The following is a 14526-nucleotide window of genomic DNA, read 5'->3' as shown; positions in this document are numbered from 1 at the left end:
CTTGCAGGTCGATCTGGTGAATGGTGCTGCTCCGGGTGAGGGCCGGGGGGCTTGGTGGTCAGCGGCTGCGTCGGTGGGCCTGGTCCGGGGAGGGTGTCGCGGGCGTGGCTGGACGGCGGGAGGGCGCGGGCGGGATGTCCTGGAGGGTCGGGATCCCGAGGTCGACGCGCACGCTGGCGCCGAGTGTGTAGAGGTGGGATTCGGCATAGACCACCGCACCCAGGGCGTCGGATTCACCGAACTCGGCGGGAAGTGTGTACTCCCGCGTTGCCTTCGTCGAGGTGAAGCCGTGCTGGATGAGGACATCCCTGGCCCGGTCGGTGACCGCGGTGGCGGTGACCGTGCCGTTGCGGAAGCGCATGGTCGCCTCGGGCTCGGCGTCGGTGGTGCGGGGGTAGCGCGTGGTCCAGGCGAGGTCGACGAGGTCCATGGTGTGGGACAGGAGCCCGTAGAAGGCGACGCCGGCGCGCTCATGCGCGTCCTCGGCGGTCCCGGGCGGCAGGAGGTAGAGGGTGCGGTCCTGGTGCTGGCGGGCTGTGAAGCCTGCTGCGGTAAGGATGCGCGCGGCGTTGCGGATGGGGCGGTTGAGGACGGCGAACGTCCATCCGTCATCGGTCGAGCCGATGAAGACGTCGTGGTGGTCGGTGATGGCTATCGGTCATCCCGGTGGCTGGGTACAGGTGGGGCAGCCCGGCGGGGTGCTCGGGCGTTGGTGGGTGGTCAGGCGGCGGAGCCGTAGTCGCTTTGCTGCGGGGCGTGCTTGGCGACGGCGCGGGCGGTGATGGCCTTCGATGCGCGGGCAGAGGCGGCAGTCAGTGCGTCGGCGTCGGGCTCCGCGTACCAGGGGCGCAGGTCGAGCATGGCGGCGCGCATGCCGGTGGCGAAGCACAGGGCGGTGCCCTTGGGCAGGGCGCGGATCGCGTCCGCGGGCAAAATCCGTTCCTGCCGCATCGACACGGAGGTCGACTTCCCCGAGTCGGAGATGGAGGTCGAGGTGGTCTCCACGTCGTGGTCGCCGATGAGGCGGGAGAGCTTGTCGGCGAAGTCGGGATCGTCGATGCCGGAGCCGATCACCTTGACGGTGCTCGCGGACCACATGGCGTCCATGCCCGCGTCTCCCCAGACTTTCTGGCCCTGGCGGTAGGACTGCAGGATCGTGATGGGGATGATGCCGCGCGAGCCCAAGTGGCTGTACAGGTCGGGCAGATCGGAGATCTTGCAGACGTTGGCGGCCTCGTCGAGGATCGCGAGCATCGGCGGGTCGAGCCGTCCGCCGGCGCGCTCGGCCTGCGCGGTCGCCGCGCGCATGACGGAGTCCGCGCACGCCGCGATCAGGGCACTGGCGCCGCCGCCACCGTCCTTCGACAGCAGGTACAGAGTGTCCGTGGAGGAGACGAACTCCGACGGCCGGAACTCGGGCACGTCCTTCTGTGGGGTGACCCACGCCGCGATATCGCTGTTGAGGAGGGCTGCGGCGTACTGTCGGGCGGTTTCGTAGATGCCGTCCCGGGTTTCGGGCGGTCCTTCGACGGTGCCCTTGAGCTGGGCGGCCACCGCGGTGAACTGGTGGTCGCGCAGGATGTCGAGGGGGGTGCGGTCGGCGGGGAAGGCCAGCCACTGCATGACGTCGGTGATGGGCCGTTCGTCGAGAGCCGCGGCGAGGAACAGCTGCGACAGGATGTTGCTGCCGGCCTTGGACCAGAAGTCGCCCTGCTGGCTGGCGTCCACGGAAGCGGCGAGGAAGTGGCCGGCCAGACGGCCTGCGCCGTCGAGGGTCCTGGCGTCGGCGAGCGGGTTCCACCACATCTCCCGTTCGGCGTGGGCGATCTGCTGCGGGTCCATCGACCACGTTCGGCCGGTCCTCTGCCGTGCGTCGAGGGTGGCGGTGTAGGCGTCGCCGGCGGCCTTGTTGGAGGTCAGCAGGACGGGGCCGGGCGCGGCGAGGATCGAGGGGATCGCGAGCGAGGTGGTCTTGCCGGAGCGGGGCGCCATGATGGCGACGGCGACGTCCTCGTACCCCATGCGGACCTCGTGGCGGCTGCCCTGGAGGTTGCCGAGGAGGATGCCGGTGTCGGCGGCATCGATGTGCTTGGCGTCCTTCAGGCTGGGGCGCAGGGAGCGGGCCTTGGCGGTGATCGCCCGGGCCATCAGCGGCTCGATGTCCTTCGCCTTGGCCATGCCGGCGATCTTCTTCTTCCGGCCACTGCCGGAGTTCTTGTGTCGTGACCAGACGACTGCGGCGGTGAGGACAAGGGCGATCATCACGGTGACGGGGATGATGCGGGCACCGATGAGCAGGGTCGTTTCTCCGGCGGTGGGCCAGAGCTGGTCGGGGTGCAGGAGGGCGTTGATGGGCTGGTACGGCGCCCAGGGACCGGAGTGGGTGGCCCAGGCGGCGAGGTTGCCGCACAGCCAGGCGAGGTTGGACAGGGGGACGGCGATCGCGAGGGCGCCGAGGAGCATCTTGAAGGCGATGTCGTAGCCGTCGCTGCTGGAGGAGGCGGGGGAGGCGTGGGGCAAGGGCAGGATTCCGGAGTGAGGGGTGTGGCCGGGTCAGCGCGTACGGCGCGGTGGCGGCTGCGGCCGACGCGGCGGCAGCGAGGGCGCGCCGCGCCGGCGGCGGGCGGCGAGGTCTTGGACGCGCTGCTCCAGCGGATCCAGCCCGCCCGGCGGGCCCGTCGGCGCGGGGGCCGTCTGCAGGTGGGGACGAGCCTGGAAGGGGAGGGCGAGCGGGTCGCGGCGCAGCGGTGCGGGGTCGGTGAGGGCGCTGGTGAAGGCGGCGACCAGGTGGAGCGGAGTGTCGGCGCCGAGGTGGGCGCGCCAGATCACCGTGTCGGGGTCGCCGGGCAGGGAGGTGGTGACGAACCAGCTGCCTTGCCCCTGGCCGGCGCGCTCGACACGGACGGGGCTGTCGGGGGACGAGGCCGAGACGTCGGAGTGTTCCAGCCAGCCGGCCGCGTACAGGATCTCGAAGGGATCACTCGCCGCCGCCGCTTCGGGGGCGGGCTCGGTGAGGGCGTCGGTGAACGCGGCGAGGATCTCCACCGGGATGCGCGCCCCGAACCGGGCGTACCAGGCGGGTTGTTCGTCGGTGGGGGCGTGGAGGATCGTCCACCACGGCTCGTCCGGGTCCGGGTACAGGCTCAGCTCGGCATGCTGGTCGGGCCGGACCAGATGGACGATCGGGGAGAGCGGAGTGTGGTCGTAGCGCCATCCCCCGGCCTGGTGGAGGGCCACGGTGACCCAGCGCGGGTCCCCGCCCCCGGCCAGGCAGGGCGGGGTGACGAGGAGTTCGTCGGCCGCATCGTGAGGCAGGAACCGCATGCGGCTCACCTCCGTGCCACGGGCGCCGCGGCAGCGGGAGCCGTTGGAGCGGGTCGAGGAGCGACGGCCTCCAGACGAGGCGGGGTGCGTTGGGTCGTCGTGTGAATGGCGAGGATCACGGGGGCGTGCAGGGCCAGCTCGTTGAGTGCGTGCCATGCCTCGGCGTTGCGGGCGTCGATGAGGTCGTCGTACGCCTGTGTCCCCGGCCGGGCGGAGGGCGGCAGGTCGTCGAGGCGGGCGCGATAGTCCTCTTCGAAGGCGTCGAGCTGGTCGAGAGCGTCTTCGGCGCCCGCCAGGTGCCACGCCCAGTGGGACTGGACGGCCCGGGCGGGGAGCTGCTGGAGCTGGACTTCGGCGGTGGAGACCAGCTCGCGGGCGAAGGGGCGGATCTGTGCGGCGGCGATCCAGGCGTCGGCGTCGCGGCGGGCGGCGCGCCGCCCGTAGGACTCGTCGTCGTACGGCCAGCTGTCGGGGTCGGTGTGCTGGTCGGAGTAGGCGTCCCACGCGGCCAGGATCTGTTCGCCGGTGTGGAGGAACTCGGCGAGCTGGTCGAGGCGCTGCTGATGGATGACGCTCGGAGGGGAGGGTGGGGAGGCCACAGGGGGTCTTTCATCAGTCATCGGGTACGAGCCGCCGAGGAGTTGGAGGCGCCGACGTGAGCCGAGCAGGGGGTGGTGTCCAGCCGCTGACGGCGTCGCGCGGCGCGGACCTGGGCCTGGATGTGCTTGAGGCGCTGCTGATGAGCGTCGGCGACATCCGTGCCGGTCCGGCTGGTTCGCTCGTGCTGGACGTCGTGGTGCCAGTTGTGCCGGCCCCAGCCGCGCAGCAGCGGTTCGGCGCTGGTCAAGGCGGCGATGAAGCCGGCGATGGCCTGCGCGGGGGCGTGTCCGTCGAGCCAGCCGCTCCAGACCGGGCGACCGTCGAAAGCGGACTCGGCGGCGTCGGCGGGGTACTCCCGGGTGCGGATCCGCCAGGAGAACGAGGAGGAGATCTCGTCGTCGTAGGGGCGGCTGTATTCAACGACCGCCCGTCGGTCGAGCGAGCGGGCCTCGAAGCCGGTTCCGTTCTCGCTCTGGGTGACGCTCCAGCCCGCTGTGCGGAAGAGGTCCCACGGATCGGGCGGGTCCGCAGGGGCAGGGGTGAGGAGCGTGTCGGTGAGTCCGGCCAGGATCTCGGCCGGGACCTGTTGGGTGAACGAGGCATACCAACTACGGGAGTTGGGCGGCTCGACCGTGAGGCGCCACCAGCTGCCGGACGGGTTGAACTGGGGTGCGGCTTGCAGCCGGGCCTGCAGGTCGGGGCTGGTGACCTCAGTCTCGGGGGAAGCCGGGTCGGAGGTGATGGTCCAGCCGGCGGCGAGCAGGGCGTGGGTGACGTGGCGGGCGTCACCGGGACCCGCGAGGTGCCGGGGACTGGTGGAATGCAGGATCGTCGACTCGTGGTCGCGTCGGAAGCCGGCCAACTGTCGCTCGGTCACCGGCATGTACCGCTCTCCCCGCCATCGCCGCGCACGGTACGGATCGGGGCCTGTTCCAGCAGGCTCAGTGTCTTGCTGAGCGGGTTGCGCAGCTGATCGACGGCCGTGGCGGCGTCGAGATACTCGCGCACCAGGTCGGTCACGGTCGCGTCCCACGGGACGTCGGCGTGCTGGGCCAGGAGCCGGGAGACCTCACGCAGGACCTGGGCGACGGTGTCGATGAGGGCGGGGGCGGCGTGGACGAGCGGGGCGAGCAGAGCGGCGGCTTCGGTGTTCTCCGGGCCGGGTCGCAGATGGGCGGTGAGCCGGGCCAGGCTGTGGACAGCCCTGTGGATATCTTCGGCGGTGAGGGCGTCGTCAAAGGTCAGGTCGGTCATAACTTCCTCGTGCGTGGGGGTGGGAAACGGGCGCCTGGCGAGGGCTGCCCGAGGCGGGGCAGCGGCGTCGGCCACCGGCGGTGGCGTACGGGCCCGCGGTGCGGGACGGCTTGCGGGCGCCGGTGGTGGCGAAGCGGGCCCAGGTAGCGGCGCGGGCGGCGGTGATACGGGCCTGCTGCCAGGCGGAGAGCTGGGAGGGCAGCACCGAGACGGACGTGGTGCGGACCCGGCTCGTGGGCGGGACATGTCCGCGCGGTCGCATCACCGGCTGCGGATCGGCCAGCGCCGTGGCGAATGCCTCGATGAGATGCAGCGGGGTGGTGGGGGTGAACACCGCGTCCCAGGTCTGCCCGTGTTCCGTGCGGGCCCCGGCCCACCACAGGTCCTGGCCGCGCTCGCCGGGACGGTACTGCAGCCAGGTGTCGCGGCCGGGATGGACGGCGGTGAACGACTGGTCCTCGCCGCGCTCACTGGTCCAGCCCTGTTGCTCCAGCGGAGCCCAGGCGTTGGGCGCGTGCGCGGAGCGGGGGCGGGTGAGGGCGTCGGTGACGCCGGCCACGATCTCCACCGGGGTCTGCCGGCCGAAGGTGGCATGCCACGCCGGCTGAGCACCGGCGGCCTTGCCGGAGATGGTCCAGCCGCCAGGCTGGGTGTGCGGGTCGTAGCCGATACGGATCGTGCGGTCGGGGCTGTCGAAGACGAACGGGCCGCCTTGGTGGGAGGAGTCCTTCCAGCCGGAGGCGCGCAGGAACTCGGTGACGTGGCCGAGGTTGCCGCCGCCGGCGAGATGACGGGGTTCGATGAGGTAGTGCTGCTCGGCCTGTTCGCCTCCAGCGCGTGGTGTGCGCCAGCCGGTCCACTGTTTCCTGCTCACCGGCGTCTCCTCACGACCATGGCGGTCGGCACCGGTTTCGGCGCTGTAGTGGGAGCTGGTGCCACGGCGCTGGCGAGGGCGTCGAGGGCTTCGGTGTGTTCGTCGAGGTCGAGGCCGATGTCGTGGAGTTCGTTGGCGGCGCGGCCGACAGCGAGCCAGACCTCGGGCGGGAGGATGCCTTGCTCGGAGGTGCGTTTGGCGAACTGGGAGCCGGTGGCCATCAGTTGGGTGAAGTGGCCGAGGATGCCGACGTCGCGGTCGAGGACGGTGGCGAGGATGTGGGCGGCCTCGCGCGGTGGGGCGAGCGCGAGCTGACTGGTGAGCTGGCCGAGCTGTTCGGCGATCGCGCGGGCGTGGGGGACGGAGTGGAGGGGCGGGTCGGTCACGGGCCTCCTGGAGGCAGACGGGTGGGGGTCAGGTGTGGTGGCCGAGGCGCCGGGATTCATCCAGCGCGGCCTCGGGCCGCCCTCCGGCAAGCTGATGGGCCTGGGCGGGGGCGCGCACGATGCAGGCGCGCAGGTAGCGGCGGAAGAGGAAGACGGCCAGACGAGGCCGGCGCTCGGCGGTGATCGGCGGTGGCGTGGGGCGAGGGGAGGTGCGGGGTACGGAAATCTCCTGAACGTGGTGGTGCGGTGCACGTCGACGAGAGGGGTGAGGCTCACCGCGTGCGGGTGGCCGGCGTGCGTCCGATGGGGTTCGGCGGCGGTGTGGCGGGGCCTGGTCCGGTGACGCGGCGGCTGCGGACGTCGGCGATCCGGGCCTTGAGCAGCGCCTGCTCGTCTTCATACGTGTGTGGTGTCGGGATGAGACGGGTGTAGGGCCCGCAGCCGTACAGCGGTGTTCCGATGGCCATCCGCGGCAGCGGGTCGTCGCTGGCGAGGCTGCGGGTGAACGCGGTGACGATGCAGGGCGGGGTGCGGGTGCTGAAGGTGGCTGTCCACCAGCGGTACCCGTTGACGGTGCAGGCGGCGCGCCAGGGTCTCGGTGCGCTGGGGTGAGCGGGTTCCTCGGTGAAGTGGACCAGGCCGTCCGGTGACACGGCCGAGGCCCCGGGCCCGGTGGCCTGCTCGGTCCAGCCCGCTGCACGCAACGGGTCGAGGACCGCCCGGTCGCCGGTGGGCGGCGGCTGGAGCAGGGCGTTGACCATGGCGGTGATGTACTCGACGGGTATGTGCGCGCCGAGGAGCACTGCCCAGTCCTGCCCGTCAGGGGAGGTGGCGTGCAGGGTCCAGGTCCAGTCCGCGCGTCGGTTGAGGATGACGTGGAGACGTCCGTCGGGGCTGGCCAGGGCGGTGTGCTGGTCGATCGTGGACACGTTGCGCCAGCCGTGGCCGCGCAGCAGCAGCTCGGTCAGGTGTTCCCAGTCGCCGCCGCCGGCGAGGTAGCCGGGCGCGGCCAGGACATACGGGACGGCCTGCGGCGGACGTTGGGGCACCGGGGAGTGGACTCCTGCGGGACGGGCCGAGGGCGGGGGTGATTCAGCCACGTGTACGGCGGGGCCGGGCGGTCGTCGCGGGCGAGGCGGTGGCCGGTGCCGCTCGCTGGGTGCGGAGTTCGTCCGTGGCGCTGAGGTAGGCGGCTTGGTCGAATAGGTAGTCGGGGATGTGGACGACGTATCCGGCTGCGAGCAGTGGGGGGACGGCACGGGTGGCCAGTCGCTTCTTCTCGTCCTCGCTGAGGTGGCTCGGGGCCTCGTGCCAGGCGTAGGTCGGGCCTGCGGTGCCTGCGGGCGAGACGGTCTTGCGTTCGAAGCCGAGCCGGTCGAGCAGGGCGAGGAGTTGTTCGGGGGCGCCGGTGGGGGTGTCGGCGTGGACGGTGTCGGTCAGGGGCTTGCGGTAGATCTCGACGTCGGTGCCTTCGTCGTCGGCACGGTTACCCATCGGGTGGATGCTCCTATGGCGGAAGAGGGGCGGTCAGCGGCTCCGGCCGGGCGCCGCGGGGACGGGCTTGGCCGTGGTGCCGGGGGATGGAGCAGATGCCGGGATACGGGCGGCCTGGTTGCGGATGTCTTGGAGCCGCTGGGTGTGGCGGGACAGGCCGTTGACCGTGTCGATCAGCTGCTCGGCGGGGGCCGCTGGGCGTCCGGCGTCGTGGAGGCGGTCGTCCCAACGCGTCCAGAGAGACACCAGGATGTCGCGCAGGCGGGGCAGCACACCGTCGTCGGGAGCGACGATCTCGGTGAGGACGGAGGCCCGTTCGTGGCCGCCGCTGGCGTTGCGGGCACGTTCGGCGAGGTGGCCCAGGTAGCGGTGGGCGGCCTGCCGGTCCTCGTCCCGCCTGCTCAGGGTGTTGAGGGCGGGGTCGAGGTGGACGCTGTATCCGGCCTGCAGCAGGGCCAGGGCCGCGGTGGTGGCGCCGGTGCGCTGCTCGTCGACAGCCATGGTGTGGGGCTGGCGGTGGTAGGGGCCGCGAGGGCCGGGGGCGTCGATGAATCCTCCGGCCGTCTGGAGAATGCCGGCCGCGCGTTCGTCGCCGCCGATGGCGACGACGAGTTGCGTGCGCGGATCGCGGGTGATGGTGATGTAGCTGAGGACGAAGAACTCCGGCGCGCCACCAGGGGCCCGGCCTGTCACCGGGTTCGGTGCGGGGCCGGAGTCGGCGGGGCGGGCCGCTGGGCAGGTGTGATGTCCAGCGCGGCCCGGCCTGTCGGGCGGGACAAGAGGACGCCGACACCCAGCTCGGACAGACGGTGGCCGACTGCGCGGACGGACGCGGCCACTCGGGCTGAGTCACCGTCGGACAGTACAAACACGTTCCGGCTTGGGTCGAAGGTGAAGCCGTACTCGGTCAGGGCCCGGGCGATGTCGTCGCGATCGGGCTTCGCGGCGACGAGGTCCTCGCCGGACCAGGTCATCACGACGCGCTGCTCGTCGGCCAGGGCCGCAGCAAGGCGGGAGGCGTTGTCCCGTACCTGGGCGAGGGCCTGGTCGTAGCGGGGCAGCAGGCGCAGCCGGACGTGCTTGGCGGCGTGGAAGGGGTCCGCGTCGACGGCGATGCCGTCGGGCTCGCGAACGTCGCGGAACGCCTCGATGGGCAGGTCCTTGGGCGCCATGGCGGCGATGAGGAAGCCGTCGTCGTGGCCCTTGCGGTCCATGAGGAACAGCCGCGTGCCGTCCACGCGCCGGGTCAGGACCGCGCAGTGGTCGAGGCTGTACTCGGCCATGGCATCGGCGACCTGGTCCATGTCCCAGACATCGACGGCCAGTTCGTCGTGGTCGTTGTCTTCGCGGTCGGGGTGGTACTGGCTGCTCCACTGGCCGGGCAGTTCGCCGGCGAGGACGGCGGCGAAGGAGGCGAGAGAGTCATCGGGGGCGTGCAAAGGTCTCCTCGGGAAGGGACAGGCGGGTCATCTCCGGCGGCTGGTGGGGACCGGCGCGGTGGGGAGGGGACCGGGGCTGGTGGGGATGCGGGGTGGCGGGCAGGCGCAGACGGCGGAGGCTTCCGTCTCGCCCGGGCCGGTCTCGGCCGTGCACGGCCGACGGCCGGGGTGGGGCGTGTGCCGGCCGGCGAGGTCGGTGCGGGTGTGCGCGAGGTCGGACCGGACGATCCGCAACCGTTCCTCGGCGAGGTAGCGCAAACGCCGGGCGGTGTACTGGTCGGAAGGCTGGCCGAGTCCTTCGAAGAAGTCGGCTGCCGCGACGAGTACGTCGTCGAGGGCGGTCAGGATGCCGTCGTGGGTGGCGGTCAACTCGGTGAGGACGTCGGCGGCCTCGTCGGTCGTGGTCGCCTCGCGGAGACGATCGGCGAGGTGTGCGACCTGGGCGCCGAGGGGTTGGTAGTACGGCTCGCGGTGGTCGGTGTCGAACGCCTCGTCGCAGTCGACGTGGTAGCTCACCGCACGCAGCCGGGCTACCGCGCGGGTGGCGATCCGCTGCTCCTCGGCCTCGTCGAGGCCGGTGGGCAGGCGGTGGTAGCGCTCGTGGAGCCGGGCGACGAGGACGAACCCGGTGCGCTCCAGGATGCTGTGGGCTTCGGGATCTCCTCCGCGGGCAAGGACTTCGCCGGAATGAACATCGCGCCGGAGAGCCAACAGACGGTCGGCCAGGGCCAAAGGGGCAGAAACTTTCTAGGGAGTTGAACGAGTACGAGCAGATGCGGTCGGAGGCCGCGGGACAGGCAGCGCGGGTGTCGGAGCTGTCCGGTCAGGCGTGGCAGCCAGGTCTGCGACAACGGCGTCGAGGTCATGCTGGATGCCGTACAGGCGGCGGGCGATCCATCCCAGCTGGTGTTCCATGGCGGGACCGTAGGCGTGGGCAAGGGCGCCGAGACGGTGCGCCGCGTACTCGACGAGGCCGCGCTCGGTGACCAGCGGCCCGGTGGCCTCATCGGCGAGCTGGTGCAGCAGCTCGGCAAGCTGCCCCGTCGTCTCGGCAGCCGAGTGCACGGCGGCCGGGAGAGCGGAGGCGTGCGGCGAGGACCGGGCAGGCAAGGGCCCAAGGAGGCTGAGGGCCGTCTCCAGGCGCCGGCACTCCGCCGCCAGCCGGAGGAGCAGGCCGGGCTGGGAAGTCCACGTGCCGTCGGGAAGGATGAGGTTGGCGATCAGATCGAGGCGCCGGGGCTGAGCCTGGACTGCGATCCAGCGGCAGCTCCGCGTGTCGCCGGGCGTGGCGATGCCGACGGCGCGAGCGAGCCGGTGCGCGATCTCGGACCACTCCGGGCCGGTGAGCTGGCGGTCGCCGAGGGCGAGACGCACGTCGGCGTGCCAGATGGCGAATCGGTCCTTCCGGGGACTCGTGGCGCGGGGATACTCCCACGACGGCGTGTCCAGGTGGTCCGCCCAATCCTGCGATGTCCAGAGCTGCTGTTCGTCGTCAGCGGCGACAGGGGCCAGGCCCGGCCAGTGGGCGACCACCGTGTGCCCGGTCAGTCCCTCCTGATCGGACACGGGACGTCCGAGGGCCTCGGTCAGCGCTTCCGTGGCGTACGGACTGCGGGTGTGCACGCGAGGGATCATTCCGGGCCTGCTTCCGCGTGGCGGCCGACGAGGCGCTGGACGTCGCGGGCCGAGGCGATCAGGGAGCGTTCGCGGACGAGGTCGGCGTGGACGGATACGTCGCCAGGCGGCAGCAGGTCCAGTGCGCGGTCGATCGACTCCAGAGCGGCCTGATACTCGCCGAGCCCGCGCAGGGCGCCGGCCTCACGGAACAGGGCGATCGGGTCGGTGCGCGAGGCGAACGGCGGCCGGCCGAGGATCTGCAGCATGCGCTCCTCACGCCCGGGCAGATCGTGGCCGAGCCACAGTCCGTGCAGCAGCACATGCAACGTCTTGACGTGGTCGCCGGCGTCGTCGAGGACCTGCTGCATGAGGGGGAGGCCCTCGGACCGGGACTGCCCCAGCAGGGCGAAGGCGTACAGGGCGCGGCTGTAGCAGTCCAGGCCCTCTCGTTCCTGAAGCGAGAGCTGCTCGACGAGCAGGGCGAGGGTAGGGCAGCGGAAGTCGTAGCGCAGGGCGCTCAGGTACAGATGCCGATACGCCGTAGTCGTGATCGGGTCCGGCCCGGGCGCGAGGGTGTCATCGGGGTCCAGGAGGCCCAGCACGCTGTGGCCGGAGGCCCGTGCGGTCCACGCGGCGTCGGCGCACAGCTGCGCGGATTCCTGCCAGGTCGCGTCGAGTTCGCTCAGATTGGCGGCCAGCTGCGCGGGCCAGTGGGGTGCCGGGATGGCCGAGGCGGCTTCGGCACCGGCACGCAGCAGGGTCAGGGCCCTTCCGGGGCGGCGGTTGGGGAGAGTCACCGGCCACCTCGGGCGTCGGCGAGGTGGACGAGCTGGTTGAGGTGGGTGAGGGAGTACCAGCCGCAGTCGAAGGACCCGCTACCGACGGGCACCTTGGGCAGGATGTAGTCCTCCAGGGCGCGCCGGTAGATCAGGCAGTCGGGGCAGGGGCGGGAGAGGTGGATCATGTAGCGGGGGTGGGCGGTGATGAAGGTGCGCTCGCCGCCCCTGGGGTTGCGCAGCCGCCAGCCGTCCTCGTCCGTCGGCAGGTGCCAGGAAGGAGCGACGATCGTCATGACGTCGCCCGACAGCCTGCCGTCGGCGACGCCGGTGGGGATCACAACGGTGTCGCCAGGGGCGAAGTGGGCGTGGGTGATGTCCCGTTGGGCGGTCAGCGGCTCCAGGGACGGTCTCCAAGCGGCTGGTATCTGCGAGGGGCCGGGAGCGTCGGGCACAGCAGGGGGTCCTTCCACGAGCGGCACGGGGTGGCGGTGGAAGGTCAATGCTCCGGAGGATCCCCGGTTTCGATAACCGGGGATCGTCGGGTACAACCGCTGGTCGGCTACCGGTACGGGTTCTCGGTGCCGCGGTCGTTCTCGGTTGCGGCGTCGAGGAGTTCGGGCAGATCGGTGCCCTCGGCATCGCGCTGGTCGATCCACCATCCGGCCCGGGTGATGGTGCGGATCTTCTCCTCCAGGACGGTCCAGTCGGTCTCGTCCCAGGTGCCCTCGGTGACCAGGGCGGCGTATGCGCGGGTGACCAGCTGATGGCGGGAGCGCTCGCCCCAGCCTTGGGCGCGTTCGGTGCCCTCCAGCGGCGGCATCGCGAACTGCTCGGCCCACACGGTAGCGGCCTGCTGTTCTTCGATTCGCTTGGCGGCCAGCCACTCCTCCTTGCCGGCGCTGTCGCCGTCGCGGGCGGCCTTCCAGCATTCGGTGCAGTCGCGTTCGGTGAGCCAGCGGGCGAATCCGGCGCGTCGGTCGGCGGGACGGTCAGACAGGTCATGCGTGATTTCGTGTCCACAGGCGTGGACGACGGTCCAGGTCTTCTGGACGGCCATGGGCGGGGATTCTCCTTTGTGTGGGGGCGGCGCGGGCGCCGGCTGGGTCAGGGGGTGCGGGAGGCTGGTGCGTGCTGCTGGGCGAACTGCTCGGCGGCGCGTTCGAGGAGGTCCGCCTGGCGCCGCGGGGTCCTGCGGGCAGCGGTGGCCAGGACGCCGTCGATACGGGCATCGAGGGTGCTGACGGCGTCCAGACTTGCGGCGCGGGCTACGGCCAGGCGCAGTTCGGCGTCGACCCAGGGCCAGTGCTCGGTCTTGGGCACCGGGGTGGTCTCGTCGCCGCCCAGGGACGAAGCCAGACCGCGCAGGTAGTGGCCGCCGTCGCTGAGGATCTCGGCCAACGGGATGTCGTCCTCGACCATGAAGACGCCGTGTTGCAAGACTGTGAGGACGGCGCAGCGCAGCAGGGCCGGCTCGTCGCGGTCGGGTGAGGTGCAGACCGCACAGTCCTCGATGTGGTGGTCCCAGACGGACGAAGACGGGTGGGGCAAGGCGGAAGGGCCTTTCAGAGGTGAGGCATGGGAAGCGGGGCGGCGGCGACGTCCACGGGGAGGTGGGCGTGTCGGACTCGGACCAGCGGCAGTCGCCCCATTCGGGGGCCCGCGGGTCGTGCCGCTGTCGCTGGGTGGACAACAGACGGGTGGGACGGCGGCGGTGGGTTCAGTGGCCACCACGGGCGGTGATGCGGTGGCGGGCGGCGGCGAGGACCGTCAGGGCGAGGGCGGCTCCGGCCGCGGGCAGGGCCGCGGCTGTGAGGCGGTGGGTGGCGAGGGCCCCGGCCAGGGCGGTGCCGGCGGCCTGGCCGACGCCGACCGAGGCGATCAGCCATGCGTACGCTTCGGTTCTCCGCTGAGTTGGCACGAGGGCGTCCGCGGTCGTGAAGCCGCAGGCGATCACCACAGTGAGGAACATGCCCGGCACGGTGACCACGACGGTCGCCATGTGAGGGCCGGGAAGGGCGAGCAGTGGCAGCCACCCGGCGCAGAATCCGGCCGCGGCCGACAGCAGCTGGACGATGGGCGAGCCCGGCCAGGCTCGGCGGGCGTAGAGGAGGCCGCCGAGGAAGCTGCCGGTGGCGAAGGCGGCGGGGATCAGCCCGGACAGCAGATCCATGTCGTGCAGTTCGGCCATGGCCACCGCCCAGACGTTCATGGCGCCGAGGGCGATTCCGAAGCCGGCATGGGCCAGGAAGATTAGCGACAGGGGCGTGCTGTGCAGCCCGGCCGCGGCGGAGCCAGCGGTGTGCTGCGGGCGCCAGGTGCGGGACGGGGGCGCGGTGAGCACCACGGTCGTGCCCAGGAGGCCGAGTACGACGGTTGCGAGGATCGCGGCGCGGGGACCGTAGGCGGTGGCGAGCACGGCGACCAGGAGCGGGCCGGCGATGTAGAGCAGGCCCTGGGAGCCGGTGTCGAGAGCGAGGGCGACCCGGCGCCGATGGGGGTCGGGCAGGACGGTGGGCCACAGGGCCCGCAGTCCTGCCTCCAGGGGAGGGGAGGACAGGCCCGCGAGCACGATCGCGGCTAGCGCGAGGGTCGGATCGTCTCCGACCAGCAGGAGCAGCAGACAGCCGGAGTTGATGACTGCGCCGGGTGCGGACACCGGCATCTGGCCATGACGGTCCATCAGGCGGCCTTTGACTGGCTGGGAGACCCTGTTGCCTATTGGCGGTTGAAGGCTGACAGCGGCTTGGTGGTGCTGGCAG

General features: G+C 71.8%; 19 protein-coding genes. All 19 read right to left on the bottom strand.

The window, feature by feature from the left end; all coding sequences use genetic code 11:
- Window positions 1-58: 58 nt before the first annotated feature.
- The gene (locus tag RB628_RS28475) at window positions 59-430 is read right to left on the bottom strand and encodes a hypothetical protein (protein WP_318323388.1); all 372 of its coding nucleotides are present in this window, start codon (window positions 428-430) and stop codon (window positions 59-61) included.
- Window positions 431-720: 290 nt separating this feature from the next.
- Window positions 721-2463, bottom strand: a complete 1743-nt coding sequence (locus tag RB628_RS28470; protein WP_412180738.1) for a type IV secretory system conjugative DNA transfer family protein — start codon at window positions 2461-2463, stop codon at window positions 721-723.
- A 90-nt stretch (window positions 2464-2553) separates the two neighbouring features.
- On the bottom strand, window positions 2554-3324 hold the full coding sequence (locus tag RB628_RS28465) for a DUF317 domain-containing protein (protein ID WP_318323386.1): 771 nt from the start codon (window positions 3322-3324) through the stop codon (window positions 2554-2556).
- Between the two features lie 5 nt (window positions 3325-3329).
- A complete protein-coding gene (locus RB628_RS28460) occupies window positions 3330-3923 on the bottom strand; it encodes a hypothetical protein (protein ID WP_318323385.1) in 594 nt (197 codons plus the stop codon).
- A 17-nt stretch (window positions 3924-3940) separates the two neighbouring features.
- Complete coding sequence (locus RB628_RS28455) at window positions 3941-4807, bottom strand: DUF317 domain-containing protein (RefSeq protein WP_318323384.1); 867 nt, start codon at window positions 4805-4807, stop codon at window positions 3941-3943.
- Entirely contained in the window at window positions 4798-5178 is a 381-nt protein-coding gene (locus tag RB628_RS28450; protein WP_318323383.1) for a hypothetical protein, read from the bottom strand. The genes RB628_RS28455 and RB628_RS28450 overlap by 10 nt, the downstream gene beginning before the upstream one ends.
- Window positions 5159-6052, bottom strand: a complete 894-nt coding sequence (locus RB628_RS28445; protein ID WP_318323382.1) for a DUF317 domain-containing protein — start codon at window positions 6050-6052, stop codon at window positions 5159-5161. The genes RB628_RS28450 and RB628_RS28445 overlap by 20 nt, the downstream gene beginning before the upstream one ends.
- The gene (locus tag RB628_RS28440; protein WP_318323381.1) at window positions 6049-6438 is read right to left on the bottom strand and encodes a hypothetical protein; all 390 of its coding nucleotides are present in this window, start codon (window positions 6436-6438) and stop codon (window positions 6049-6051) included. The genes RB628_RS28445 and RB628_RS28440 overlap by 4 nt, the downstream gene beginning before the upstream one ends.
- A 272-nt stretch (window positions 6439-6710) precedes the next feature.
- Complete coding sequence (locus RB628_RS28435) at window positions 6711-7487, bottom strand: DUF317 domain-containing protein (RefSeq protein WP_318323380.1); 777 nt, start codon at window positions 7485-7487, stop codon at window positions 6711-6713.
- A gap of 43 nt (window positions 7488-7530) precedes the next feature.
- Complete coding sequence (locus tag RB628_RS28430; RefSeq protein WP_318323379.1) at window positions 7531-7932, bottom strand: hypothetical protein; 402 nt, start codon at window positions 7930-7932, stop codon at window positions 7531-7533.
- A gap of 33 nt (window positions 7933-7965) precedes the next feature.
- On the bottom strand, window positions 7966-8625 hold the full coding sequence (locus RB628_RS28425; protein WP_318323378.1) for a hypothetical protein: 660 nt from the start codon (window positions 8623-8625) through the stop codon (window positions 7966-7968).
- A complete protein-coding gene (locus RB628_RS28420; RefSeq protein WP_318323377.1) occupies window positions 8622-9371 on the bottom strand; it encodes a hypothetical protein in 750 nt (249 codons plus the stop codon). The genes RB628_RS28425 and RB628_RS28420 overlap by 4 nt, the downstream gene beginning before the upstream one ends.
- Before the next feature lie 27 nt (window positions 9372-9398).
- Window positions 9399-10103, bottom strand: a complete 705-nt coding sequence (locus RB628_RS28415; RefSeq protein ID WP_318323376.1) for a hypothetical protein — start codon at window positions 10101-10103, stop codon at window positions 9399-9401.
- A gap of 15 nt (window positions 10104-10118) precedes the next feature.
- On the bottom strand, window positions 10119-10994 hold the full coding sequence (locus RB628_RS28410; protein WP_318323375.1) for a hypothetical protein: 876 nt from the start codon (window positions 10992-10994) through the stop codon (window positions 10119-10121).
- 8 nt (window positions 10995-11002) lie between these two features.
- Entirely contained in the window at window positions 11003-11785 is a 783-nt protein-coding gene (locus tag RB628_RS28405; protein ID WP_318323374.1) for a hypothetical protein, read from the bottom strand.
- Window positions 11782-12219 carry a hypothetical protein gene (locus RB628_RS28400; RefSeq protein WP_318323373.1) on the bottom strand — a complete coding sequence of 146 codons (438 nt, stop codon included), beginning with the start codon at window positions 12217-12219 and terminating at the stop codon, window positions 11782-11784. Before RB628_RS28400 ends, RB628_RS28405 begins: the two co-directional genes overlap by 4 nt.
- 107 nt (window positions 12220-12326) lie before the next feature.
- Window positions 12327-12824: a hypothetical protein gene (locus RB628_RS28395; protein WP_318323372.1), complete on the bottom strand. Its 498-nt coding sequence runs from the start codon at window positions 12822-12824 to the stop codon at window positions 12327-12329.
- Between the two features lie 47 nt (window positions 12825-12871).
- Complete coding sequence (locus RB628_RS28390) at window positions 12872-13315, bottom strand: hypothetical protein (RefSeq protein WP_318323371.1); 444 nt, start codon at window positions 13313-13315, stop codon at window positions 12872-12874.
- 169 nt (window positions 13316-13484) lie between these two features.
- Entirely contained in the window at window positions 13485-14486 is a 1002-nt protein-coding gene (locus RB628_RS28385; RefSeq protein WP_318323404.1) for an MFS transporter, read from the bottom strand.
- Window positions 14487-14526: the final 40 nt, after the last annotated feature.

Source organism: Streptomyces sp. ADMS, from assembly GCF_033441795.1.
Lineage (GTDB): Bacteria > Actinomycetota > Actinomycetes > Streptomycetales > Streptomycetaceae > Streptomyces.
This window is presented reverse-complemented; position numbering and strand designations above follow the sequence as displayed.